Annotated in this window: 29 protein-coding genes, 1 tRNA gene and 1 pseudogene; 19 read left to right on the plus strand and 12 right to left on the minus strand. The window is 48.5% G+C overall.

Features of this window, described 5'->3' with window-relative positions:
* Positions 1-39 precede the first annotated feature (39 nt).
* Positions 40-116 (plus strand) — tRNA-Asp (locus B3Z23_RS10155).
* Between the two features lie 102 nt (positions 117-218).
* Here the strand turns inward: B3Z23_RS10155 and B3Z23_RS10160 are convergent.
* Positions 219-686, minus strand: a complete 468-nt coding sequence (locus tag B3Z23_RS10160) for a hypothetical protein (protein WP_294907777.1) — start codon at positions 684-686, stop codon at positions 219-221.
* A gap of 374 nt (positions 687-1060) precedes the next feature.
* Positions 1061-3151, minus strand: a complete 2091-nt coding sequence (locus B3Z23_RS10165) for a heavy metal translocating P-type ATPase (RefSeq protein WP_349677219.1) — start codon at positions 3149-3151, stop codon at positions 1061-1063.
* A gap of 54 nt (positions 3152-3205) precedes the next feature.
* Here B3Z23_RS10165 and B3Z23_RS10170 point away from each other — a divergent pair, with 54 nt between their 5' ends.
* From B3Z23_RS10170 to B3Z23_RS10190, 5 genes are all read left to right on the plus strand, one after another.
* The gene (locus tag B3Z23_RS10170; RefSeq protein WP_294907779.1) at positions 3206-3559 is read left to right on the plus strand and encodes a hypothetical protein; all 354 of its coding nucleotides are present in this window, start codon (positions 3206-3208) and stop codon (positions 3557-3559) included.
* A gap of 108 nt (positions 3560-3667) precedes the next feature.
* A complete protein-coding gene (cadR, locus tag B3Z23_RS10175) occupies positions 3668-4111 on the plus strand; it encodes a Cd(II)/Pb(II)-responsive transcriptional regulator (RefSeq protein WP_294907782.1) in 444 nt (147 codons plus the stop codon).
* 122 nt (positions 4112-4233) lie between these two features.
* Entirely contained in the window at positions 4234-5148 is a 915-nt protein-coding gene (locus tag B3Z23_RS10180; protein WP_294907786.1) for an extracellular solute-binding protein, read from the plus strand.
* 5 nt (positions 5149-5153) lie between these two features.
* On the plus strand, positions 5154-5930 hold the full coding sequence (locus B3Z23_RS10185) for a molybdate ABC transporter permease subunit (protein WP_294907789.1): 777 nt from the start codon (positions 5154-5156) through the stop codon (positions 5928-5930).
* Positions 5931-6205: 275 nt separating this feature from the next.
* The gene (locus B3Z23_RS10190) at positions 6206-6772 is read left to right on the plus strand and encodes an RBBP9/YdeN family alpha/beta hydrolase (protein WP_294907792.1); all 567 of its coding nucleotides are present in this window, start codon (positions 6206-6208) and stop codon (positions 6770-6772) included.
* A gap of 123 nt (positions 6773-6895) precedes the next feature.
* Here B3Z23_RS10190 and B3Z23_RS10195 read toward each other — a convergent pair whose 3' ends face one another.
* Complete coding sequence (locus B3Z23_RS10195) at positions 6896-7807, minus strand: SDR family oxidoreductase (RefSeq protein ID WP_294907795.1); 912 nt, start codon at positions 7805-7807, stop codon at positions 6896-6898.
* 101 nt (positions 7808-7908) lie between these two features.
* Here B3Z23_RS10195 and B3Z23_RS10200 point away from each other — a divergent pair, with 101 nt between their 5' ends.
* Positions 7909-8730, plus strand: coding sequence for a helix-turn-helix transcriptional regulator (locus B3Z23_RS10200; RefSeq protein ID WP_294907799.1), 822 nt, complete (start codon positions 7909-7911; stop codon positions 8728-8730).
* Positions 8731-8754: 24 nt separating this feature from the next.
* Here B3Z23_RS10200 and B3Z23_RS10205 read toward each other — a convergent pair whose 3' ends face one another.
* Positions 8755-9144 (minus strand): winged helix-turn-helix transcriptional regulator, encoded by a 390-nt coding sequence (locus tag B3Z23_RS10205; protein WP_294907802.1) that lies wholly within the window; start codon positions 9142-9144, stop codon positions 8755-8757.
* A 97-nt stretch (positions 9145-9241) separates the two neighbouring features.
* Here B3Z23_RS10205 and B3Z23_RS10210 point away from each other — a divergent pair, with 97 nt between their 5' ends.
* Positions 9242-9970: an SDR family NAD(P)-dependent oxidoreductase gene (locus B3Z23_RS10210; protein WP_294907805.1), complete on the plus strand. Its 729-nt coding sequence runs from the start codon at positions 9242-9244 to the stop codon at positions 9968-9970.
* Between the two features lie 94 nt (positions 9971-10064).
* Here the strand turns inward: B3Z23_RS10210 and B3Z23_RS10215 are convergent, their stop codons facing one another.
* Genes B3Z23_RS10215 through B3Z23_RS10225 form a run of 3 tightly spaced genes read right to left on the minus strand, consistent with a single transcriptional unit; the run spans position 10065 to position 12263 of the window.
* Positions 10065-10541, minus strand: a complete 477-nt coding sequence (locus tag B3Z23_RS10215) for an OmpA family protein (RefSeq protein ID WP_294907808.1) — start codon at positions 10539-10541, stop codon at positions 10065-10067.
* Positions 10538-11755: a diguanylate cyclase domain-containing protein gene (locus B3Z23_RS10220; RefSeq protein ID WP_294907810.1), complete on the minus strand. Its 1218-nt coding sequence runs from the start codon at positions 11753-11755 to the stop codon at positions 10538-10540. The genes B3Z23_RS10215 and B3Z23_RS10220 overlap by 4 nt, the downstream gene beginning before the upstream one ends.
* Positions 11756-11759: 4 nt before the next feature.
* Positions 11760-12263: a YfiR family protein gene (locus tag B3Z23_RS10225; RefSeq protein WP_294907813.1), complete on the minus strand. Its 504-nt coding sequence runs from the start codon at positions 12261-12263 to the stop codon at positions 11760-11762.
* Positions 12264-12565: 302 nt separating this feature from the next.
* Between B3Z23_RS10225 and B3Z23_RS10230 the strand changes: the two genes are divergently transcribed.
* The 5 genes from B3Z23_RS10230 (at position 12566) to B3Z23_RS10250 (ending at position 15500) form a co-directional block, all read left to right on the plus strand.
* Complete coding sequence (locus tag B3Z23_RS10230; protein WP_294907816.1) at positions 12566-12961, plus strand: hypothetical protein; 396 nt, start codon at positions 12566-12568, stop codon at positions 12959-12961.
* A gap of 71 nt (positions 12962-13032) precedes the next feature.
* Positions 13033-13314 carry a PTS sugar transporter subunit IIB gene (locus B3Z23_RS10235; protein ID WP_038022353.1) on the plus strand — a complete coding sequence of 94 codons (282 nt, stop codon included), beginning with the start codon at positions 13033-13035 and terminating at the stop codon, positions 13312-13314.
* Positions 13315-13317: 3 nt separating this feature from the next.
* Complete coding sequence (locus B3Z23_RS10240) at positions 13318-14682, plus strand: PTS galactitol transporter subunit IIC (RefSeq protein ID WP_294907820.1); 1365 nt, start codon at positions 13318-13320, stop codon at positions 14680-14682.
* Positions 14679-15134: a PTS sugar transporter subunit IIA gene (locus B3Z23_RS10245; RefSeq protein WP_294907823.1), complete on the plus strand. Its 456-nt coding sequence runs from the start codon at positions 14679-14681 to the stop codon at positions 15132-15134. The genes B3Z23_RS10240 and B3Z23_RS10245 overlap by 4 nt, the downstream gene beginning before the upstream one ends.
* A gap of 42 nt (positions 15135-15176) precedes the next feature.
* Complete coding sequence (locus tag B3Z23_RS10250; RefSeq protein ID WP_294907826.1) at positions 15177-15500, plus strand: helix-turn-helix domain-containing protein; 324 nt, start codon at positions 15177-15179, stop codon at positions 15498-15500.
* A gap of 273 nt (positions 15501-15773) precedes the next feature.
* Here B3Z23_RS10250 and B3Z23_RS10255 read toward each other — a convergent pair whose 3' ends face one another.
* The 3 genes from B3Z23_RS10255 to B3Z23_RS10265 form a co-directional block, all read right to left on the minus strand.
* Positions 15774-15944: a hypothetical protein gene (locus tag B3Z23_RS10255; RefSeq protein ID WP_294907829.1), complete on the minus strand. Its 171-nt coding sequence runs from the start codon at positions 15942-15944 to the stop codon at positions 15774-15776.
* Between the two features lie 326 nt (positions 15945-16270).
* Positions 16271-17128 carry a PA4780 family RIO1-like protein kinase gene (locus B3Z23_RS10260; protein ID WP_294907832.1) on the minus strand — a complete coding sequence of 286 codons (858 nt, stop codon included), beginning with the start codon at positions 17126-17128 and terminating at the stop codon, positions 16271-16273.
* Positions 17129-17465: 337 nt separating this feature from the next.
* The gene (locus B3Z23_RS10265) at positions 17466-17897 is read right to left on the minus strand and encodes a carboxymuconolactone decarboxylase family protein (protein WP_294907835.1); all 432 of its coding nucleotides are present in this window, start codon (positions 17895-17897) and stop codon (positions 17466-17468) included.
* Between the two features lie 205 nt (positions 17898-18102).
* Between B3Z23_RS10265 and B3Z23_RS10270 the strand changes: the two genes are divergently transcribed.
* Positions 18103-18225 carry a hypothetical protein gene (locus tag B3Z23_RS10270; protein ID WP_294907838.1) on the plus strand — a complete coding sequence of 41 codons (123 nt, stop codon included), beginning with the start codon at positions 18103-18105 and terminating at the stop codon, positions 18223-18225.
* 153 nt (positions 18226-18378) lie between these two features.
* On the opposite strand, the gene B3Z23_RS10275 is transcribed toward B3Z23_RS10270, so the two are convergent.
* Entirely contained in the window at positions 18379-18816 is a 438-nt protein-coding gene (locus tag B3Z23_RS10275) for a MarR family winged helix-turn-helix transcriptional regulator (protein WP_294907841.1), read from the minus strand.
* Positions 18817-18914: 98 nt separating this feature from the next.
* On the opposite strand from B3Z23_RS10275, the gene B3Z23_RS10280 reads away from it, so the two are divergent.
* Positions 18915-19706 (plus strand): HPP family protein, encoded by a 792-nt coding sequence (locus B3Z23_RS10280; protein WP_294907844.1) that lies wholly within the window; start codon positions 18915-18917, stop codon positions 19704-19706.
* Between the two features lie 149 nt (positions 19707-19855).
* Here the strand turns inward: B3Z23_RS10280 and B3Z23_RS10285 are convergent, their stop codons facing one another.
* The gene (locus tag B3Z23_RS10285; protein WP_294907846.1) at positions 19856-20167 is read right to left on the minus strand and encodes a hypothetical protein; all 312 of its coding nucleotides are present in this window, start codon (positions 20165-20167) and stop codon (positions 19856-19858) included.
* 287 nt (positions 20168-20454) lie between these two features.
* On the opposite strand from B3Z23_RS10285, the pseudogene B3Z23_RS10290 reads away from it, so the two are divergent.
* The 4 genes and pseudogenes from B3Z23_RS10290 to B3Z23_RS10305 all read left to right on the plus strand — a co-directional run.
* Positions 20455-21872: pseudogene (locus B3Z23_RS10290) on the plus strand (ShlB/FhaC/HecB family hemolysin secretion/activation protein); the annotation flags it as partial.
* Positions 21873-21934: 62 nt separating this feature from the next.
* The gene (locus B3Z23_RS10295; protein WP_294907849.1) at positions 21935-22459 is read left to right on the plus strand and encodes a hypothetical protein; all 525 of its coding nucleotides are present in this window, start codon (positions 21935-21937) and stop codon (positions 22457-22459) included.
* A gap of 6 nt (positions 22460-22465) precedes the next feature.
* On the plus strand, positions 22466-22714 hold the full coding sequence (locus B3Z23_RS10300; RefSeq protein WP_294907852.1) for a hypothetical protein: 249 nt from the start codon (positions 22466-22468) through the stop codon (positions 22712-22714).
* Positions 22715-22919: 205 nt separating this feature from the next.
* Positions 22920-23055 (plus strand): transposase (locus tag B3Z23_RS10305; protein WP_294907861.1); only part of this gene is annotated, 136 nt, incomplete at its 3' end.

A 23055-nucleotide genomic window follows, 5' to 3' on the forward strand; every position in this document is an offset into this window, starting at 1 on the left:
GCCATTAATATTCGCCTCGTTCCCGACGGGGAATGAAGCGGAGCGGTAGTTCAGTTGGTTAGAATACCTGCCTGTCACGCAGGGGGTCGCGGGTTCGAGTCCCGTCCGTTCCGCCACTATTCAGGGCCATGTCAGCAATGACGTGGCCCTTTTCGTTTCTCCTTCTGAAGTGCTGTGGCCTGGTCAGAAATGGTAAGACTGACAGCCTGTTGATAACGCTATTTCTTTTTATTTTTCCTGTACTCTTCCAGCAGTTTTTTCTCACCGGCATCATCTCCCTGGGTATTCAGACTCTGATAAAACGCAGTTTTGAATGCGTAGTGACTGGCGAGACATGCGGTTAGATCATTACTATAGGCAGTGCTGTCTTTGGTGTTCATCAATCCTGCTGCCTCACAGTCGTGCCGTAAACTTATTTCCCAGGCTTTCTTTCCTGCTGTGAGGTTTTCCAGGATTTCTTTTTTATTCCCTGCGTCCTTTAATCCATTAGCCAGTTGAGTCCATGCTTCACTATTTTGTTTTTTCTCTTTATCCAGAACAGATTGAAGACAGATACCAGCCTCCTGCGTTCCGTAACAGGAATGAATGGCTAACTGAACAGTGGTGGTATTATCAGTACCGGAAGGGGGGGTTGCCAAAGCGAAGGGGGATATGGCTAACGTTATAAAAAAAATAATCTTTTTCACTCTACAACCCTCTTAAGATAAGAAATTCTGTGGTGGCCATTTTCATACTTATTTATTCTGGGTGTTGATGAAATTAGTCTGATGGCAAGGTCTGTATCATTCTGGCCTAAAACTTCGATATCCAGTTTGCGCAATAACCCTGGTAACACATATCCACAATAACATCTTTTATTACAGCTTTAAAATCGCTCCCCGGAGTGTAGTCTGCGCTTTTATATGCGTTGGCAGGATGATGAGTGACAACTTCCGCGCGTATCCGGAAAAATAAAACGGTGTTCCTTACAACTCAGTGACAAGCACAGTAAGGAACACCGTTTTTTAAGATCCACAGCGTTCTTCACGTCGTGATCTTACTGATATTTCCGGCTGATGGTTCAGGCTTTGGCTGAGTAACGCAGGATCCTTAACCCGTTAGCGACAACCAGCAGACTGGCTCCGACATCGGCAAATACTGCCATCCACAATGTTCCTGAACCGACCAAGGTCAGAATCAGAAATACCAGCTTTATTATCAGCGCTATGGAGATATTCTGGACCAGAATCTGTCCGTTTTTTCGGGATAACCGGACAAACATCGGGATTTTCCGTAAATCATCATCCATTAAGGCCACATCTGCCGTCTCGATGGCGGTATCTGTTCCGGCGATACCCATGGCAAAACCGATATCCGCCCTGGCCAGTGCCGGGGTATCGTTAATACCGTCCCCGGCCATTCCGGTCACGCCCTGACGGCTGAACTCTTCAATGGCCAGTAATTTATCGTCCGGCAATTGTTGTGCTCTGGCCTGATCTATCCCTACCTGGCGGGCTATTTCTTCTACCGCAAAAGGGTTATCACCGGACAGTAACAGGGTTTTTACTCCCAACTGATGAAGTTCTTCAATCGCCTGTTTGCTGGTCTGTTTGACGGTATCTGCCAGGGCAAATATCGCCAGTAATCCACGTTTGCTGCCGAGGAATACCAGTGTTTTTCCCTGGCTCTCCAGTGACTTAAACTGGCCATCACTATCAGTCATCGTGATACCCTGTGATTCAAGTAACCGTCGATTTCCCAGCCAGTAATCTTCCCCTTCGATCTGCCCGGCAATCCCCTGGCCGGTGACTGAGGTAAACTGGTTAATGTTTAACGACTGTCCCGCCGGATTATAGCGGGTGATAGCCTCAGACATCGGGTGATCGGAATACCCTGACAGACTGGCGGCAATATTTAATCGCTGCTCGCTGTCTGCCTCCCCGGGAGTGATAAAGTCAGTGACCTCAGGCTTGCCTTGTGTCAGCGTGCCGGTTTTATCCAGAGCCAGCCACTGCAGTTTTTTACCCTGTTCCAGATAAACACCGCCTTTCACCAGAATCCCCATCCGTGCTGCCGCAGTCAGGCTGCTGACCAGAGTGACCGGGGTAGAAATAACCAGTGCACAGGGGCAGGCAATCACCAGCATTACGAGGGCATTATAAATCCATAACGACCAGGGCAGGCCTAAGAACAGTGGCGGGAACAGTGCGACAACCAGCGCCAGAACAAAAATAGCCGGTGTATAAATCCGTGCAAACTGGTCAACAAAACGCTGGGTCGGCGCCTTACCGGATCTGGCTGACTCCACCGAACGGATGATCTTTGCCAGGGTAGTATTTTGTGCCAGAGAGGTGACTTTATAATCGAAACTGCCGGATTCATTGAGAGTGCCGGCGAATACCGGATCCTCCGGTTTTTTCTCTACCGGCAGACTTTCTCCGGTAATGGCTGACTGGTTAATCGCAGAATTGCCCCTGACAATAATACCGTCCAGGCCAATTTTCTCTCCGGGCTTAACCCGCACGATGGCGGCAAGCGGTACATCTTTGGGATGCATGGACTGCCAGCTGTTATCCGGTTGTTGAACGGTCATTGATTCCGGAGCGAGTTTTAGCAATGTATCAATCGCATTTCTTGCGCGGTCAAGGGCTTTGGCTTCAATGAGTTCGGCAATATTAAACAGCACCATCACCATGGCGGCTTCGGGCCACTGCTGTAATAACAGCGCCCCGGTGACCGCAACACTCATCAGCGCATTGATATTCAGATTGAAGTTTTTGACCGCAATCCAGCCTTTTTTGTAGGTCTTCAGCCCGGCCAGCAGTACTGCTGCAAGTGCACAGACCGCCTGTAATGCATAGGGAAATTGTAGCCAGCTAAGCGCTTCAGCACCCAGTGCCAGCCCCCCCGCCATGACCAGTGGCCAGTAGCGGGTCCGGGGGGCAGGGTCAGATGATGAGGTTGCCCTGTCACCGGGAAGCTCCGGCTTAAACCCGAGTGAACGGATGGCCTGTAATATTTCGTCGGTTTTATCCTGCTGGTGGGTCACGGTGAGTATTCGTTGCATCAGATCAAACTGCAGACTGAATACTCCTGGCATCTGATTAAGCTTACCGTTGATCAGATTTTCTTCTACCGGACAGTCCATCTCCATAATACGGATAGCCGTCACAGTACCGGTAGCGGTGGTTTCGCCCTTGGGTAATTCGTTCAGTACCGGGACGGTATGAGAACAGCACTGCTGGCCTCCGTTGTTTTGTGGTTTGAAGATAGCCTGTTTAATCCGGCTGAATATCCCCCCGGAACCCCGCGAGCCACGGCGGTTATGCGAACCCCGGTGGCCGTGGGAATTGCCGTGGCGGCGAGAGTTCCGGTGATCATGAGAATGACCCTGGTCACGGGAGTCCTGACTATCATGGGAGTGGCCGTGGCTGTGGGAATCCCGGCGATCATGAGAATGACCCTGGTCGAAGGAGTCCTGACGGTCATGGGAGTGGCCGTGGTTGTGGGAATCCCTGGTTCCACGGTGATGGGATCCATGGGATCTATGAGAACCATGGGCGTGATTTTTATTAATTGATTTTTTATTTTTTATGTAACTGTTCATAATTTCTCCTGGCGGGTGTAACTTAACCCTGACAGTAAAAACCCTGTAGTCGCTATAGGGTCAAGACGCAAAGGAGAAAAAATGAAAATTGGTGAACTGGCGCGTTTATCGTTATGCAGTGTCGGTACTATCCGCTACTACGAGAAAGAAGGGCTGCTGCAGAAGGCCCTGCGTGATCAGAATAATAATTATCGCTATTACGATCAGCAGCATCTGGACACTCTGATGTTTATTCGCCGTTGCCGGACTCTGGATATGGCACAGGATGAAATCAAACAGTTATTACAGGCCCGCAGCCATCCTGAAGCAGATTGTAATGTCATCAATCAGCTGATTAATGAACATCTTTGTCATGTACAAACCAGAATTACCGAGCTGCAGGCACTGGAAAAGCAACTCGCGGATTTACGCGACTCTTGCCATGACAGCCAGCCAACCCGCGACTGCGGTATTCTTAAAGAGCTGGAACACCCTCAGGATGATTTACCGGTTTTAACCAGCAAACATATTAGCAGCACCCATTAACCGGAGAAGAGTGAGCAGCCCTGCAAACCGCGCAAAAAACCGGCATAAATACATTGTGTTCCTGCAGGGTTGTCAGGATAATCGCTATATATTTTATTATATATCGAAAGGGGCTGTAGAGTATGTCCAGGGTTCTTTGTTCACTATTAGTTGCTCTGTCTGTCAGCATGCCTGCATTGGCATCAGATAATATTCGTGTGACTTATGCCGGTTCGATGGGCAAAGTTATGGATCAGTCTCTGGGGCCGGCATTTGCCAGCCAGCAGCACGGAACCTATCAGGGGCAGGGGCAGGGTGCTTACGGGATGGCTCGATTACTGGCCAGTCATAAAGTTACTGCAGATGTATTTGTTTCTATCACCCCGGGACCGATGCAGATCCTCAAAGATGCTGGTTTAATCGATAATGCGGTGCCCGTGGCCAGTACCAGTATGGTGATTGCCTATAACCCGAAAAGTAAATATGCCGCTGAGTTTGCGGCTGCCAATAGTCGTAATGATGGCAGTTGGCTGAAAGTGCTGGCGACGCCAGGACTACAATTTGGTCGTACCGATCCTTACCTCGATCCTAAAGGGCAAAATATAGTATTCACATTGCTGCTGGCAGAAAAATATTATAAACAGCCCGGCATCGCCAATAAGATCCTCGGTGGAGTACAGAACCCACGCCAGGTTAACCTGGAAGGCGGATTACTGACCCGGCTGGAAAGCGGTCAGGTGGATGCGGCAGCAGGCTACGAAAGTGAGGTGATTTCAGCAAAACTTCCTTATCTGAAGTTCCCTGACGAAATTAATCTCAGTAATCCGGACATGGAAAAACAGTGGTACGACACGGTTAGCTTCACCATTAAAGACAGTAAAGGCCGGGATAAAGTACTGCATACTCAGCCACTGGTTTATTACGCTGCTGTGCTGAAAAATGCGCCAAATGGGGTCGATCAGGGGGAGAAATTTGTTGATTTCATGCGTTCAGCGCAGGGGCAGAAGTTATTCCACGACAGTGGCTATGCTGAACCTAAAGGTAAGGCATTGTACTGAGTAGCATGCACCCGCGACTGACTCTGATAATGTTACTGGCCATGCCGGCACTTCTGCTGCTGGCATTGCCCTTCGCGACCTTGCTGGGAATTACTCCGTGGGATAATTTTAGTTTGTCCTACGGAGATGGAGGCTCGGTACTGGTATCAGTCGGCTATGGGCTGGTATCACTGATCCTGATTGTGATAATTGGCTTACCGGTCGCTTGGTGGCTGGCAAGCTCAACCAGGGAAGGTGGTCTGCGACGGCTGGCAGAATTACTGGTACTGTTACCTTTAATGACGCCACCGCTGGCGATGGGGATACTGCTCATCTCAGCCCTGGGACCTTACAGTTTGCCAGGGCAGTGGTTATCAACTCTTGGCCTGACACTGGTCAACAATCCTGCGGCATTTATTCTCGCGCAAATCTATGGGGGGTTACCCTATTTTATTGTGACCGCCCGGGCGGCGTTTACTGCGGTTCCCCGGACGTTGCTGGAAGCCGGACAAACACTGGGAGCCAGACCGTTTCAACGATTTCGCTATCTGGTTCTGCCATTGTCGGCTTCAGGGCTGGCATCGGCAGTCTCACTGGCATGGGTTCGGGCGGTGGGTGAGTTTGGCATCGTGATGATTTTTGCTTATTTCCCGCAAGGCATGCCGGTTAAGTTATATACCAATCTGCAAAACGATGGCGTCGATGCCGTCTACACCCTGGTCTGGATATTGTTACTGGTGACCCTTCCGGTCCCTTTATTCTGTTTTATGCACGCCAGAAAGCGTGAACACGCCAGACTCTGATAAATCACTTTCACGTACCCGCAGATACTGGAGTTCAACGGATCAGCCAGTGATCCTCAGGGTATCGCTTGCATCATACCTCCGGGGATAAAGTCTCCGGGAACCGGGGAGTATTAGGTTTCTGTCAGCCGCACCCTTTCCGCCATTGCCTGTTTCGCTCAGGTCACATGCTTTGCATTATTTGATAGTTGTGAAAATATCTTCGCAGATACAAACTGTTGCCGGTATCCTTCTGGTCAGTCGGAGACCATCAGTGCGCAACGGAGAACAAAAATATGTCAGAAAAAAGACTGGTAATTGTCCATGGGTTTATGGCGGCTCCGGAACATCACTGGTTTCCCTGGTTGAAGCAACAGGCCGAACAGTCAGGTCTGAATGTCACGGTTCCCCGTTTGCCGGATTCACAGGCGCCGCAACCCGAATCCTGGTTAGATGCATTGGAAGACAGTATCGGTGAGCCGGATGAAAACTTCTGGCTGGTGGGGCACAGCCTGGGGTGTATCACTTTGCTTAATTATCTGACACAACGTTATCCCGGGGCCGTAGCAGGTGGATTATTGCTGGTATCAGGATTCAACGAAACTGTCTCAGGGCTGGAAATGTTAGACAGTTTCACCCGTGTCCCTCTTGATGCTGACTCACTGATAGCCCGGATCCCAAAGCGGGTGGTGATCGGTTCGCTTAATGATGAGATAGTTCCGCCGGAATATTCTTTACGGTTAAGTCAGCAGCTTTCAGCCCCTTTTTATGCCCTGCCTGACCACGGACATTTTCTGGCCCGGGACGGAGTGATGGAGCTTCCGTTGATTACCGCGCTGCTTAACCCGTTCTGGCAAAAATAGCCGTTCCGGCGACACAGTGATTTTAAACCGAACACAGTATCTGGTGACCGGCATCCACTCCCGGGAGCCGGTTTCAGTATCTGACAGGGTCGCCAAGGGTGATATCCGTTGCCGTATAAATGGTCAGGATACGGCTTCCCCGGTAAGCAGGCGATAGTCCATACTGGATAAATCTTCAATCAGCCCGGGACCTCGCGGATGCCAGCCGAGTTGCTGCTGAGTCCATGCCCCTGAAGCCGGCATATCTTTATCCGCAAACATACTCATCCAGCCAAAAAATGCCTGCAGTTCATCACCACTGATAAATACCCGTGGCAAATTCAGTCCCTTGCTCAGTGCCTGAGTAATCAGATCACTGGTGACCCCTTCTTCAGCGACCGCGTTATAGCGTTGCCCTTTCTGTCCGTGCTCCAGTACCAGCGCATACAGGCGAGCGGCATCACTGACATGGACCGCCGGCCAGCGGTTACTGCCATCATTGGCGCAGGCAACTTTACCTTGTCGTACGCAACAGGCGGCGTAAGGTGATAGCAGGCCTTGCCGGGTGGTATCATGGACCTGAGGTAAACGTACAATGCGTACGTCCACTCCCTGAGACAGTAATTTCTGTCCCTCCAGTTCCGACACGATACGCGGGTTAGGGTGGTCAGAATTAAACACCGATTCTCTGGCCGGAAGCCCGTCACCGGCGTCACCGGATCCGGTACCGGACGTAATGATCAGCGGCCGGTCAGAGCCTTGTAAACCTGCCCCCAACGCTTTGATTGCTTCACGTTCCTTCAGGCAATTTTCGGCAAATTTTTCGAAGTTATGATCAAATGCACAATGAATCACGGCATCTGCCAGTGAAGCTCCTGCTGTCAGGGTTTCAGGATGTTCCAAACTTCCCTTGTACGCCTGAACGCCCCTCTGCTGGAGGTATTGTTCCGCTTCTGTTGTCCTGGCCAGCCCGATAACCTGATGTCCCGCCTCCGTGAGTTCATTAATGATCCGGGAGCCAATAAAACCGGTTGCACCAGTTAAGAATACTCGCATAGTCTGTTCTCCGGGTAACATGTTCTGAAACAGAGTTTACCCGCCCCATAACAGGATAAAAGTAGTGAAATTATCAGGGTATAAAAACTAACAGGAACACCATGACAACTGATCACGCGGACAATGCCTTAGGTGAATTTTTACGTAGCCGGCGGTTACGGCTCGATCCTGACCATTTTGGTTTTGCAGGCGGTCGCCGGCGCACCCCGGGGCTTCGCCGTGAAGAGGTTGCCTCACTGGCAAATATCAGCCCTACCTGGTACACCTGGCTGGAACAGGGACGGGGAGGTTCACCGTCCAGAGAAGTACTGGAACGGATTGCCGGTGGTATGATGATGAGTGAGGCAGAGCGCGAACATCTGTTTTTGCTGGCGTTCGGCCATCCCCCCTCTGCACTGGCTGCCCGACCGGACAAAGTCACACCCCGTCTTCAGGGGGTACTTGATGCCTTGCTCTACAGTGCGGCCATAATCAGAACCCGTAGCTGGGACGTCGTGGCCTGGAATCGTGCTGCGAGGAAAGTGATGACGGATTACAGTGTGCTGCCCCCGGAGCAGCGTAATGTATTACGGCGAATTTTCACCGATCCGCAGATGCGTGAGATTCAGGCTGACTGGCAGAGTCTGGCCCATTTTATGGTCAGCGCATTTCGGGCCGATATTGCCAGGACGGGCATGACCGAAGAAGTACAACAGCTGGTGGCAGAATTATCAGGGGTCAGTCCCGAATTTGACGCATTCTGGCGGAGTAAGGACGTGGCTCACCCGGGAGAGGGCACAAAACGTATGCATCATCCGTTGCTGGGGGAGATAGAGCTTGAGTTCACCTCATTGCAGGTGGATGGACAGCCGGAACTGAGCATGATGATTTTTAATCCGGCAAACGCTGCCACCAGGCAAAAGATCCGTCAGTGTCTGGAATAACTCCCCCGTCAACGTCTGAATGATTTAAACGATGCCGCTGTATTCTTTGGAGTTTTTTTCTGCGTACTCCTGTTGAGCCATGGCAATATTGTCACTGTAATGACTGGCCCACTGCACCAGTGCCACGAACGGATCTTTTAGCGAGCGACCCAGCTCAGTAATTGAATATTCTACAGCGACCGGGGAAGAGGCGATCACCCGGCGATTAACCAGACCATTTCTCTCCAGTCTCCTCAGTGCTTCTGTCAGTGCTTTATGCGTAATAGGGTCAATTCGCTTTTTTATCTGATTGAAACGGGCTGGCTGTGGACACAATACCGCCAGGATCAGAACTGACCACTTGTTGGCAATCTGGTCGAGTACCACACGGGCCGTATTGATTTCTGTCAGCGCTAATTCAAAATTCTGAGTCATGGAGGTTTCCTGATGTATATCTGGTTTACATTAAGTGCGTAATTGACACTAAATATACTCCGTGTATCTTTTCTAAGTCAAAACTGAGGAGATTACTATGTTAAAACTGACAGGAAAAACGGCGGTAATCACCGGCGGTAACAGCGGTATCGGTTTAGCCATTGCCCAACGTTTTATTGGCCAGGGAGCCCGGGTTTTTATCGCTGGCCGTCGTCAGGATAAACTAGATGAGGCTGTAAAATCGCTGGGTCCGGCAGCCGAAGGAATTCAGTGCGATGTGACCAGGAGTGAAGATATTGTCCGCTTATTTTCGTTAGTGGCAGAGAAAGTGGAACAGGTAGATATTCTGGTGGCAGCTTCTGGTATTGGCGGAGGGGCTCCTCTGAATTCACTGACCGAAGAGCATTTTGATCAGTTATTTGCAACGAATGTCCGTGGGCTGGTATTCACCGTCCGCGAAGGCGTCAGGCTGATGAAGCAGGGCGGGAGTATCATCTTGCTGGGATCGATTGCAGGTAAAGTTAACCCGGCAGGTTATGGTACATATGCTGCGACTAAAGCTGCTGTGAGTAGCTACGGGCGTGCATGGAGCAAAGAGTTGACAGGGCAGGGAATACGGGTGAATATTTTAAGTCCGGGCCCAACCGAGACACCTATTTTTGACGGTGTCAGCACTGAAGTACGTCAGAGTTTCATCGATAAAATACCGATGAAACGTATTGGTCAGCCGGAAGAAATTGCCTCAGCAGCCCTGTTTTTTGCTTCGGAGGACAGCAGTTTTGTGACGGGTACTGAAATGTTTGTGGACGGTGGAATGACTGCCTGATTAAACAGCACCTGCCCGGGGCAGAAAATCCGATCCCTGGGCAGGTTAGCCTCAGTTCTTAAACGGTAGAATCTGGTTCAGAGAAACAAATCATTCAGGGTGCTGCAATGATAATCGCAACCCGGCGGTTCTGAGCACGCCCCTGACCAGAACGGTTACTGGCCACCGGATATTTCATCCCCAGTCCCCGGGTCTGGATATTGTCACGGGGTACCGGTCCACCGGCAGACCATTGATCCGCCACAGCATTGGCACGTTTCAGTGACAGTTGCTGGTTGTAAGAGACTTCACCGTAATTATCGGTATAGCCATCAATCCGCAGGTGGAGAATGCCCAGCGACGAAAGCTTTTTGGCCATACGGTTGATGGTCGCTTTACTTTGTCCGGTGAGTGACGATTCGTTAATCCCGAACAAAATACGGTCGGATAAACCTAATGACCATTCATCATTCTGTTGAGTAAACCCCTCTTCCTGCATTGCTTTTACCTGGGCTGTATTAAATACACCACGGTTCTGACAACCTGCAGTGCAGAGCAATAAAATTCCTACCAGGCCAGTTACTAGTTTCATCTCTGATCTCCATGAGCTTTTTTAATTTTGTACATATTGGCATCTGCCCGCTGGGTAATATCCTTGGCAGTATCTAAAGCGTGTGACCACGCATAACCGATAGTCACTGAGGTGGTGATGATTATGCCGCTATCCAGAATCATTGGTGTGGAGATCGACGCGGATATCTGCGCTATCAGGTGTTGTACCTGCGAGTCATTTGTCAGTCGGGTCATCAGCATAGAAAATTCATCCCCCCCGATTCTGGCCACTATGTCGTTGTCGGATTCAAACTGGCTCAGTCGCTGACTGATAGTTTTCAGCACTTCATCACCGGCACTGTGGCCCCAGTTATCGTTAATACTTTTGAAGCGGTCACTGTCGATAAATAACAATACAAATGGTTTATCTGCTGCAGAATCGAGCAATTTTTGCAAGTGTATTACGAAGGCCGAACGGTTAAAAATACCGGTCAGAGGGTCTTTGAGCGCCTTTGCGGCCAGTAATTGATTTTCGCTTAACAGAGAAGACTGTAACGAATGTATTTCACTCAACAGCTTATTAATGTCACCGGATAAGACATTAAACTCTTTAATTTCAATGAGGGGGATTCGTCGTGAAAAGTCACGATATTCGATAATATTATGGATTAGTTGTGTAATGTTACGCAGAGAGTTAACAATACTTCTGTGTAATAGCTCACTGACAATCACTGACGCTGATAAAACGACGGTAACTCCGACTAACAGAATAATTATTGAGTATTTAATGAAGTCAGCGACAGCACTGATGCTACCGGTAATGGTTAAGTGACCGATAATTTTATTCGAGTGAGTTATATTAATTTCAAGTGGGGAAGAAAATACCCAGGTGCTGAGTAAGTGACGAATCCAGTTTTGATGGTTGTCGTCAGTACCATTGTCCCAGCGGGCAATGAGTGTATTTTTCTCCGTTTTTAAAACCGCAGAGCTAAACATGCCCTTGGCACCGGACTGAGCTATTTTATTCGCCGCATCATAAGTATCTTCAAACACTATACTGGCGGTCAGGCTACTACTGAGAATCGTCGATATCAGTTCGAGATTACGCAGCTCGTAGCGCTTGATAAACAATAGTGAGGTTGAAAAAAGGAATATCCAGCACAGTAATAAAATTAGCGTGGCATTGATGACACTCACCTTCCTGAGGCGGTAGATCAATGATGTTTTATCTTTTTTACTGCTACAGTAATCCATGACCTCAGTATCCTTTCCGTGAAAGTAACAAGACATCAGGGCTGACTTTAACCCCACTTCTGGAAAGAGAATCGAGATTGACAGAAAATGCAGGAGGATTCTGTTTCACCAGCAGGCAGAAAACTGCGCCCAGGGTACAGTCCGGATTATTTTCGGCAATCGATAACACTGGACGGCCTCTGACCTTTTCCAGGATATCTGACTGCTGTTGTGGGGTTTGACTTCCAAAATAGATGGCGTCACATTGAGACGAAAGCAGGCCGGAATTATCATTAATATAGGTAATATCGAAGGTTTTTGACGATGGTATCCCCGCGGAATCATTGCTATACGATAGGTGTCTGGCTGACGAGAAAATACAAAGTCTTGGCAGGTTATTTTTTCCTGGCCAGTGAGTAAAGCTGATTATCCCGCTGACAATTCGGTTTGCGGCCGAATCGGGTTTATCTGTTAATAATGCAGCAAAGCTACTCAGAGGTAAAAATAACAAAAGCCAGGACAGAGGCATGAATGCACGATATTCCGGTTTTATTTTGCGGAGCAATTCGAAATAACAGCCTGGAAAACGGATGACTGAAATCATGATCATGCAATGTTTAAAAAGATAATTTCCGCCATGACTAGCGGATGCTGCAATAAATAGATAATGTTAATGAGTGTCATAGTAAGATCCGCGTTATCGTTATTTATTATTTGTGATCGCAGGAATACATCGCAGGGGTGATAATTAAATATCCCCGTAAAATACAATGGCGTCAGTGACCGCAGAGAGGAATTAAATTAGTCAGCAAACTAACGGTTTTATTTTCCGTGAACTGGTTATGGCTGTCAATTCTCATTTGGCAGGAATTATCAATTGAAATCTGTTTCCTGATTGGTAATTTCATGAATTTTCCACCCATTGACCAGCAGATTTCTGCTATGAGTTGCATTGAAAATTCATCATTAAGCAGAAGGTCTTATGATTTGGTTTATTTTCGGCAATGGATACCCTCTGGCGTACCAATGCTTTCATCCGGATTAGTCGGGTTTGTGACCTGCTATGGTCAAAGTTTAAATAAAATTAATATTTTGAGGAGGGGAATGGTAATTATAGTGAGCTGCTTAACAAAAAAAATAAAAAACAACCATTCAGCTATTATAAAAAACTATGAATTTCATAATGATAAAAAAACCATAGCATCTGTTGGTGTAGTTGGTGTGTAAATTTACACACAGATCACAATTATACATATTACGACATGGTTTAATTCTTCTTACTAAACTGAGGAGGAATTATGAAGCATATGATGATTTGTTGTGGCGCCGGTGTAGCGACCAGTACGGTTGCACTTAACAAACTGCAGGACTATCTGAAAAAAGAGAATTTACTCGATAAAGTTCGCATCTCTCAGGGGACGGTATCAGAGGCGAAAACCCGTGACGATATTGATTTTATTGTGTCTACCTCACCGATATCTCTGTCGATTCCAGTCGTCAATGCGCTGCCATTGCTGACCGGTATGGGCACCGACAAAGTATTCAGTAGTGTAAAAGAATTAATTCTCGCCGGGAGTTAAGCCATGTTTATTGTTGATTACATTGTCGGCCTGGGGGCGTCCGTGATGATGCCACTGATCTTTATGATGCTCGGACTGATTCTGCGTCTGCCGCTGGCCAAGGCAATCCGTGCGGGGCTGATGGTTGGGATAGGGTTTATCGGTTTAAGCATCACCGTGAACCTGATGATCGAATCGTTAACACCGGTGAGTAATGCACTGGTGGAACGTTTTGGACTGCATCTCTCGGTACTGGATGTTGGCTGGCCAGCAGCCGCGGCGGTGGCGATGGGAACACGTGTCGGTGCTCTGGTGATCCCGGTCTGTGTCGCGATAAATGTTTTAATGCTCTACACCAAAACCACCCGTGTACTCAATGTCGATATCTGGAATTTATGGCACCACGCATTCACCGGCTCACTGGTGGCTATTATCACCGACAGTTTGTGGCTGGGGATTTTTGGGGCCATTATCAACTGCATGGTGACGATGGTGATTGCAGACCGGACGACGAAAGATGTGGAGAAGTATCTCAGTCTGCCTTCAATATCCGTACCTCATGGTTTTTCGGCCTCGTTTGTGCCGGCAGCCTGGCTGGTAAATGCCATTGTCGATCGTATTCCCGGGGTTCGGGATATAAAAATTGATACGGAAGTCATTCAGAAAAGGCTGTCTATCCTTGGTGACCCGGCCTCTTTAGGGGCGATTATTGGTGGGCTGCTGGGAATCATTGCGGGTATTGAGGTCAAGGCGATTCTGCAGACGGCGATTACCATGGCGGCAGTGATGACCATCATCCCGCGCATGGCAAAAATGCTCATGGAAGGCGTTTATCCGATCAGTGAGCGAATTCAGGAGATTGCTCAGTCCCGTGCCGGTGCCTTTGGTCATATTGCTATTGGCCTGGATTCTGCGGTCAGCGTCGGCCACCCGGTGACGTTGTCGGTTTCGATGTTAATGATTCCGGTAATGCTGGTGCTGGCTGCGGTAATTCCCGGCAATGAGTTCCTGCCATTTGCGTCATTAACCGGTCTGCCATTTGCATTTGTACTGGTGACGGCTGTATGCCGCGGTGACATGTTCCGGACACTACTGACCGGGATTGTGACGTTAAGCCTGGCATTACTGATTGGTACCAGTCTTGCTCCGATTGTGACCAGTACCGCAGTCAGCACGGGTTTTTCACTGCCTCAGGGGACGACCAGTATCAGTAGCCTGGATTATGCCGGTTCGATGTTGCCGTGGGCTGTTATCCAGGGATTCAATTTTAAATTCACTGGGGTCACTGTGCTAACGGTGCTGACATTGCTGTTGTTGCTGTGGAACCGCAGAAAACTAGCGATAGAAAGCCGTCAATTGTCAGAAGCCACGGAGGAGAACCAGTCATGATGTTGAGTGCACAACGTGTTTTTAAATTTATGACCCCGGTAAGCCGAACCGAATTACTGACGACTCTGGCGGCCAGCCTGCAACACGACGGACTGGTGCACCCGGGATTTACTGAGGGGGTGCTGGAACGGGAAAAAATCTATCCTACCGGTATTTTTATGGAAACCCACAGTGTCGCGATTCCACATACCGAGTTTGAACATGTTATACAAACCGGATTTGCAGTAGCGATTAACCAGGCCGGGGTGGAGTTCCACCGTACAGATGAGCCGGAACAGGTGGTGGTACCAGAGATCGTGGTTATGATGGCGATTGACCAGACCTGTGAAAAAGTGGCCATTATCCAGTCTCTGTTCGCCTTACTTGTTGACCGTGAGCGTGTTGAAGAAATCAGTCATCAGACCACAGAGGAAATAGCAAAAATCTTCACCCGTGCGGTCATCACGCAGTAAGATACCATGCAGCAGGAAGTTAGCGGGTCGGAGAAGGGGAAGATGCTACGAATCAGTGATGTCATGGAGATGGCAAAAGTCAGTCGTAAAACTATCTATAATGCGATCAACAGTGGCCGGCTGAAATACCAGCTGGTCAGTGTCGATAACCGCCAGATCCGCATGTTTCTGGAAGCGGATGTATGTGAGGCTTTCCCTAAAACCAGCCATCATGTATCACGGGAAAGTGAAGTGGAAGCTTTGCGAAAGGAAGTGGCTTCGCTCAAATTTGCCCTTGCTGAACTACAAAAAGCGGTGAGCGCCATGGATCCTGAAGTGCGTTTTGAAATGATTTCGATGAATACACAGGATACGGAAGCTGATTAAAATTATAACCTATTCCCGGAAATAATTAATTCGGGCAGGATTTATTATTTTCAACGGGAGTCAGTCCTCTGAAATATAGGTCAGACTCCGGAGTAACTTTTGCTGCCACCCTTATCCTTACAGCAAATCAATTCCGGTAATAAGATCAAAAAATAATAATTACTCAGTGCTGACTTATGACCGGAACAAGATTAACAGACTTTGCTGAATGTTATATCAGTCCTGGCGGGATGATATTTAAAACATCAGTGTCCCGGGAGTGACTACCTGATATTAAGACTGAGGCTGGCCTACTGGTCCCTGACCCACCGGGCCTCCGGGTACAGACTGTCCGCCGGCAGCTTGTGGACGCCCCTGGTCTATAGCATCACTTTTATGCTGACATCCGGCAAGTACCGCCATGGTAGTGAGTACCAGTAATCCTTTTATTGCGCGATTGGTCATAACATTTCTCCTTATTTAAGGGGGGAGTTTAAAAGTCACCCTTAAAGGATAGATAATAATAAGCAATGCTGGCTAATATTGAGATGATTCTTATAACATAGGCTGAAGGTGAGATTCTGAAAGATACGAAACAGAGTAAAATAAACAAGGAGGACAGGAAGAATATTTTACTTTATAAGAAACGGACTGTTCGGACGGCAGAATAGCATTATTACTAAAAGTTAAAGCAGATGATTTCAGGCAGAGTCAACGACATGTCGAAGGGACGATAATATGCCATTATCACATATTGTCTTTGCTGATGATCCTGAAGTTCACAAACAGGGTTACTCATCTTCATGACCCTGCCGGATTGATCTTAATCTTTGATAATAGTCATTTTCTGCAGTAATGATTTCATCAAGCAGTGAATCCATATCCACCTGATGTTGCTGTTCAGTATATTTTCCGCTAAGTGGGGTCTCCGGGGTCAGCTTACCCTGAGCATAAAGCGACCAGATTTCTTTTGCATACTGAGTGTCGGCCAGAGCCGGGGCAAACTGACTGTAGTAGGCGGTAATATTGGCGACATCACGTTCAAACATGGATGCAGCATGATGGTTGGCTGCGGCATCGACAGCTTGTGGTAAATCAATAATCACCGGACCTTCCGCTGCCTGTAACACATTAAATTCTGATAAATCACCATGCACAACGCCGGCACACAACATACGGACAATCTGACGAATCATTACCATGAAATCGTTCTGTGCCTGCTGTTCATTCAGCACGATGTCACTCAGACGCGGAGCTACAGCCCCTTCTGCATCGGTCACCAACTCCATCAATAACACGCCATCGATACAGATATACGGGCAGGGGACGCGAACTCCGGCATTATCCAGCCTGAACAGTGCATCCACCTCTGAGGTCTGCCAGGATTCTTCCTGTTGCTTTCTGCCGAATTTCGACCCTTTTTGCATCGCTCTGTTTTGACGGGAATTACGAACTTTACGTCCTTCCTGATACTGAACAGCCTGTTTAAAACTACGTTGTGTCACGTCTTTATAAACTTTGGCACAACGAATTTCATCGCCACAGACGACAGTGAAAACGTCGGCTTCTTTGCCGCTTTTCAACCGACGTAGCACTTCATCGATTAAACCATCATCAATAAGAGGCTGGAGTCTGTGAGGAATTTTCATGCGGCTGTCTACCTTAGTTAGGCCGCTATTCTAATCAATAACAAATTATCGATGCTGTAGAAACGGGCAGCCGGGAAATGAATGCGCCAATTATACCGAAAAAAAGAGTTTTGGGGAGTATGAGGGGAAGATGAAAATAATTATGATTATTTAATTTAAAAACAATGAAATACTCTGAGCTTGTTACTTATGCAAAGATATTGTCCGCCGCCAAATGATACATGCATCAATAACGGAAAAGGGTATATCAGAGAATTCCTCGCAGCCTGGCTGATACTGTTATACCGATGACAAAAAGGGCCTGCCGACCCTTTATTCTGTTTCTGTCTTCAGCCTGCTACTGCCTCATGCCGATCGCCAGTCGGTTAAATGCGTTCATCAGTGCGACTGCAAAAGTGAGATCGGAGATTTCGTTATCGGTGAAATGCGCTTTCAGGCTGTCAAAATCACTGTCAGGAGCATGAGTGTCGGCCACACTGGTCAGAGATTCTGCCCATTGCAGTGCTGCCCGCTCCCGGGGAGTGAAGTGAGTACTGACATGCCAGCCGGCCACTGCATCCAGTCTGGACTGTTTTTCTCCGCCCTCACGTAGCGATTTTGAGTGCATTTCCAGGCAAAAAGAGCAGCCATTGATCTGTGAGACGCGGAGATAGACAAGTTCAGTCAGGTTGTTCCCTAATGAGCTTTTCTCCAGGGCTTTTTTGACCGAGACCAATCCCTGATAAGCCTCAGGAGACAACGATGCATAAGCAAGACGAAGAGGTTTCATTTTCTATCCTGTAGTTTTGGCGACAATGATGGGGAATTTTCAGGCCAGCCCTTGCAGCATAATTGTTTCCGAACCCGTCACTTTCCCTGAAATGCTCAGAATAGTGCCTCATAGGATGTTAAGCACAGAGTGAGACTTTTGACTAAGCAGCGCATGTACAGACTACAGGGCAGCACAGTAAGGTGAGGAAGGCTTAAACCACAGAGTGAGTGAATGCTTACTGATGGTTTACGACCATTTTGGAAAACCCATGCAAAACAGCACTTATCGTTACGAAGGTGATGCCGGAGCCGGGATTCACGTCCGCCAGTCGGTGATCAGTAAATAACGTATAATCATCTGTTATAACATCAACCTGGCATGAGTTGATTTACCATTCAGCGATCATCTCTGTATCAGGGGCTGACAGGAAACAGTATGCTGTCAAACCACACGATAAGACAGCCTGAACAAATGTGACTGATACGGTTAATGCTGAGGGTTATGAATTTATTTTCCCGTCACCGGATGGCAAGGTTTCGTTATTAAAGGCGGTAATCTGACTGACCTGAAAAATATCTTTCAGGGATGTCAGCTCAGCTTCGTGTAGTGCCGCCAGCTTTTCGAGCCTGCGTCGTCCTTTCTCCAGCAGGTGTACCTCGACGCGACGGCGGTCGTGTTGGTTCTTTCTTCTTTCCACCAGACCCAGAGCTTCACAGCGGGTTAACAGTGCGACTGTACCGTGATGTTGCATCTGCAGGCGTTCAGCCAGCTCTCCTACCGTCGCCCAGTGACGTCCGGGAAATCCTTCAATATGCAACAACAGCAAATACTGCAAAGGCGTTAACCCCTCAGTACGGGCGATGGTCTCACTGAAGTGCATAAAACGTCTGAGCTGATAGCGAAATTCAGACAGCGCCTCATACTGGCTTTTTTTCATGTCGGATACTCACTTTATAAAAACATGATTAAAGTTGAAGCAAACATGATTTATATCATACTATGATATAAATCATGTTTAACCTTCCTGTGATGATAATGAAATCGTCGTTCCTAAAAATTTATCAAAGCTTGTGTAGCCTGAGACCTTCATCGTTGCTCAGTAGAGACCCCGGGTATATTCCGTCAGCCTGCGGAGCCGCTCTGGGACTAATGTTGACCGCATGGATATCCCATTACCTGCTGGCTCAGGACATTCCGTGGCTGATTGCTCCTATGGGGGCATCAGCAGTATTGCTATTTGCGGCTCCGTCCAGCCCGCTGGCTCAGCCCCATGCTGTTATTGGCGGCAATTTGTTGGCTTCGTTCTGCGGGGTGACCTGCGCGTTATGGATACAGGATACAGCACTTGCCGTCGGTTGTGCGGTAGCATTAGCCATTGTGGCAATGTTTTTCTTGCGCTGCCTCCATCCACCCAGTGGAGCTGTCGCGGCGACTGCAGTGCTTGGCGGCCCGCCGATCACCCGACTTGGGTACCATTTTGTTCTTATGCCAGTAATGCTTGAATCGTTGTTGCTCGTCGCTTCGGCTCTGATACTGAATAACCTGTTCAGGCGTCGTTATCCCAGTCCGCGCTTATCACAGAACAGGCCAGCACAGCAGCCCGTATTATCTGGTCAAACGGGCATTAACGCGGCCGATTTACATGCTGAACTCTCCGAACGTGGCCATCTGGCGGATATCGATGAAAATGAGCTGATAGATATCCTTACGCAGGCAGCAAAACGAGCTGAATTCAGAATGTCAGATCAAACCAGGAGGCCGGAGTTCTCGCCGGATACTTTTGTTACTCCCCCGTCTTCTCCGCTAAAGATGCGCCAGAAACGATGAACGGAAAACACACTTTGCGAATGGCTAAAGCCACTGGCTCCGTCTGTGGAGCCCGCACGGCCAGCAAGACGATTGCTGATCGCAGAGTATTACTGATATCCGCACTGCGTATTCATTAGGGTCTTGCTGCAGTATAGATTGTTGATAGTTTACCAGCACTGATTGGTCTGATATCCAGTTTTACTTTTTATAGCTAATTTTCTACTGAGTTGAGCAGTCCGGCGATGAATCCCCCCGGCGTGTGGATTATTTTGGTACCGGTAAGTCGGCGGATTAATTGTCGGGGTTATAGCAAAGTGGGGTTTTAAGGCAATATGCGGCCATGGCATTCCTGAAGCGATGGAACAGGCAGCTACCAATGCCATGCCACCGCACAGATAATTTAAGCAAATCACACTCCCTGCCTCTTTTCCTGTATCTAATTTCTGAACAGCTCCTGTTTTGGCCAAAATTTCTGACAATCATCCTGGATCCTTTCAACATTTCTGCCACACCGTCAGGGACAGACGTCACCTGAAGGTTAAGCGTCATCAATCACAAAACAAAAATTTACCGATAGGTTTGCCGATCATTTCATTGATATTTTTTATAGTAAGTGTAATTTTGCGAAAATAGTTACGGCACAAAAAGGATGTTTTGTGTTCAGCTCATAAGGATATGAGAAGTGATTAAACCTGCTTATCAGGTGCTGTGCTGCAGCTGCATCACTCTGCTGACATTATGCTCTTTGTCAGTTACTGCAGCCCCGGTGCCCCCCACGCTTTGGGTAAAGCCTCCTGTCGCCGGAGCCGGGCGCACGCCGAATGTGGGTGACAGAGAACTAATCCATCAGCAGGAGCAACAGCGGGCTTTAGAGCTACGCCTCACCCCAAATGCGCCAGAAGTGCGCCTTTCCCCGCCTGCCGGCAATTTTGGCCGCATTATTTTCCCGCAGGAAACACCGTGCTTTGCTATATCGCAGGTTATCCTTTCGGGTACAGAGACCTTGCCGCACTGGTTGCCGTTACAACGTATCAGCAATCAGGCGACCGTCCATTGCCTGGGTGGTAAAGGCATCAATCTGCTGATGAGCTTTCTGCAAAACCGGTTGGTGGGCCACGGCTACATTACCAGCCGGGTATTAGCACCACAGCAGGATCTCAACAGTGGCAAACTTAAACTGGTGGTCATTGCCGGAGGTGTCCGGCAGATAAAACTGACGCCGGACAGATCACGCTGTATAGCTCGTTTCCTGTCCATGCAGGCCAGCTGTTAGATCTTCGGGATATTGAACAAGGGCTGGAGAATCTGCAGCGGTTGCCCACGGTACGGGCCAGCATGGAAATTTTACCTGCCAGCCAGCCCGGAGAGAGTGATATTGCGTTGCTGTGGCAACAGCAACGTATGTGGCGGGTAGGGGCTTCCCTGGATGATTCGGGTACCCGGAGCACCGTGCGATATCAGGGCGGGCTGACTCTGTCGCTGGATAATCCCTTCTCGCTCAGCGACCTGTTCTATCTGTCAGGTAGCCGCAGTCTGGACAGGCAGGGTGGAAAAGGCTCGGATAATATTACCGGTCATTATTCCGTGCCAGTGGGTTACTGGATGTTTGGCATGACTGCCAACAATTACCAATATTATCAGTAGGTTGCAGGTATCAACGGTGATTGTCGTTACCGTGGTAAAAGCAGCAATATCGGTTTCCAGCTCAGCCGCATCCTGCACCGTAGTGGTAGTCAGAAAACCACCCTGACTTACGATGCACTGGCCCGTGATTCAAAAAATTACATTGATGATACGGAAGTGGAAGTTCAACGCCGTTACACTGCGGCATGGCGCATTGGTTTACAACACCGCCACTATATTTCTCAGGCCACGCTGGATGCGGGCATCAGCTATCAGCGTGGCACCCGCTGGTTAGGCGCACAGCCTGCCCCGGAGGAATATTTCGGCGATGCTACGGCGTTGAGCAAAATCGTACAGATATCGGCACAGCTGGATATTCCTTTCGCGCTGGTGAACCAAAAGTTCCATTACAACCTGCGATATCAACGGCAGTTCAGCAATACGCCGCTGACACTACAGGATCAGTTTGCCATTGGTAATCGCTGGACAGTCCGTGGTTTTGACGGTGAGTGCACACTGAACGCCGATCGCGGCTGGTTTGTGCGCAATGACATCGCCTGGGCTTATGGTTCGGCAACACTACTGACTGTGATATAGCGTGTAAAGCAGCGCTTGCCGGAGATGTGGCGAAAAGAAATGCGGTTGTGTCTGCGGAACTGGCTGGAACTGTTGGGTTGGGTATTTTACCAGGCGGGGCACAAATAGCCGCGGGTATTGGTGGCGGAGCCAATGCGCTTATTCAGTATGCGGTTGATGGCAAAGTTAATTATACCGATGCGCTGATAGCCAGCTGGGTTGGTGCAGCTACAGGTAATAGTAAACTGGTGGGAACTGTTATCTGGAATGCGGCAGGCGGTGCAACTTCAAACTATATTAAAGGTGATGAGCCGCTGATTGGTGCTATAGGTAGTGGTGCGGGTGCATCCCTCGGTTATGCTGGTGGCAAAATTATTCAAGGGCCACTTGAAAAAGTGATTAACCCTAACTGGAAAAACTGGGAGTGGATTGAGGTTGGGATGGGAATAAGTAAACCTCTTCCTTTAAGCCAATCGCCTGCGATTACAGGTAATATAGGTGCTTCCGCAATATCTGAAACCGGAGGGAAAGCGATATCTCATGGTATAGAAGATTTTAAAAAACAGAGGTGATAAAAAATGATGAAGCAAAATATTAAGCTTCGCAGTTTTTTTTATATCCTATTTTTAGTAACTACAACTATCGTGTGCGTAACAGTCATTGGTCGGGTTGGAATAGCAGCATTTTTTTATTTTCTGAACGGTGATTTTAAGCTAAGTAGTAAGGAAATATATATTGCTGTTAAAGTTGGTCTGGCAGGCGGAATTGTGGGAGGAGGAGGTATTTTTATCTTGTCATATTTTGCACCCAAATCGCTGAAACGTTGATCTATCAGCTGATAGGGAGACAGGCAGCCAGGTCGGGGATATAGCCAGGACGCAGGGCAAGATTGCCGGGATGAAGGCGAAGAAAGACCCGGCAGTGCTTCAGGCAGCCAGAGAGCAACTCGTTGGCAAGGGTAACCTGAACCCCTCAGTGTCAGCATAGTTGTCACCCCCTCTGAAAAATCAATCTGAGGGCATGGAGTGACAAATGAAGCGTATTTCACCGGAGCGTAAGGCTGCAACACTGGCAAAACTGTTACCCCCCTACAATATGACTGTGGCCGCTGTTGCACAGATGGAGGGAATATCCGAAGCTACCCTGTATAACTGGCGTAATCAGGTTA

The organism is Tatumella sp. UBA2305 (genome assembly GCF_002345795.1).
GTDB lineage: Bacteria > Pseudomonadota > Gammaproteobacteria > Enterobacterales > Enterobacteriaceae > Tatumella > Tatumella morbirosei.

Coding starts and splice junctions, on each gene's coding strand:
- B3Z23_RS10170 (WP_294907779.1), top strand. CDS start 3,206: ATGAGAACAGCACTGCTGGCCTCCGTTGTTTTGTGGTTTGAAGATAGC.
- cadR (WP_294907782.1), top strand. CDS start 3,668: ATGAAAATTGGTGAACTGGCGCGTTTATCGTTATGCAGTGTCGGTACT.
- B3Z23_RS10180 (WP_294907786.1), top strand. CDS start 4,234: ATGTCCAGGGTTCTTTGTTCACTATTAGTTGCTCTGTCTGTCAGCATG.
- B3Z23_RS10185 (WP_294907789.1), top strand. CDS start 5,154: ATGCACCCGCGACTGACTCTGATAATGTTACTGGCCATGCCGGCACTT.
- B3Z23_RS10190 (WP_294907792.1), top strand. CDS start 6,206: ATGTCAGAAAAAAGACTGGTAATTGTCCATGGGTTTATGGCGGCTCCG.
- B3Z23_RS10195 (WP_294907795.1), bottom strand. CDS start 7,807: ATGCGAGTATTCTTAACTGGTGCAACCGGTTTTATTGGCTCCCGGATC.
- B3Z23_RS10200 (WP_294907799.1), top strand. CDS start 7,909: ATGACAACTGATCACGCGGACAATGCCTTAGGTGAATTTTTACGTAGC.
- B3Z23_RS10205 (WP_294907802.1), bottom strand. CDS start 9,144: ATGACTCAGAATTTTGAATTAGCGCTGACAGAAATCAATACGGCCCGT.
- B3Z23_RS10210 (WP_294907805.1), top strand. CDS start 9,242: ATGTTAAAACTGACAGGAAAAACGGCGGTAATCACCGGCGGTAACAGC.
- B3Z23_RS10215 (WP_294907808.1), bottom strand. CDS start 10,541: ATGAAACTAGTAACTGGCCTGGTAGGAATTTTATTGCTCTGCACTGCA.
- B3Z23_RS10220 (WP_294907810.1), bottom strand. CDS start 11,755: ATGGATTACTGTAGCAGTAAAAAAGATAAAACATCATTGATCTACCGC.
- B3Z23_RS10225 (WP_294907813.1), bottom strand. CDS start 12,263: ATGCCTCTGTCCTGGCTTTTGTTATTTTTACCTCTGAGTAGCTTTGCT.
- B3Z23_RS10235 (WP_038022353.1), top strand. CDS start 13,033: ATGAAGCATATGATGATTTGTTGTGGCGCCGGTGTAGCGACCAGTACG.
- B3Z23_RS10240 (WP_294907820.1), top strand. CDS start 13,318: ATGTTTATTGTTGATTACATTGTCGGCCTGGGGGCGTCCGTGATGATG.
- B3Z23_RS10245 (WP_294907823.1), top strand. CDS start 14,679: ATGATGTTGAGTGCACAACGTGTTTTTAAATTTATGACCCCGGTAAGC.
- B3Z23_RS10250 (WP_294907826.1), top strand. CDS start 15,177: ATGCTACGAATCAGTGATGTCATGGAGATGGCAAAAGTCAGTCGTAAA.
- B3Z23_RS10255 (WP_294907829.1), bottom strand. CDS start 15,944: ATGACCAATCGCGCAATAAAAGGATTACTGGTACTCACTACCATGGCG.
- B3Z23_RS10260 (WP_294907832.1), bottom strand. CDS start 17,128: ATGAAAATTCCTCACAGACTCCAGCCTCTTATTGATGATGGTTTAATC.
- B3Z23_RS10265 (WP_294907835.1), bottom strand. CDS start 17,897: ATGAAACCTCTTCGTCTTGCTTATGCATCGTTGTCTCCTGAGGCTTAT.
- B3Z23_RS10275 (WP_294907841.1), bottom strand. CDS start 18,816: ATGAAAAAAAGCCAGTATGAGGCGCTGTCTGAATTTCGCTATCAGCTC.
- B3Z23_RS10280 (WP_294907844.1), top strand. CDS start 18,915: ATGAAATCGTCGTTCCTAAAAATTTATCAAAGCTTGTGTAGCCTGAGA.
- B3Z23_RS10300 (WP_294907852.1), top strand. CDS start 22,466: ATGATGAAGCAAAATATTAAGCTTCGCAGTTTTTTTTATATCCTATTT.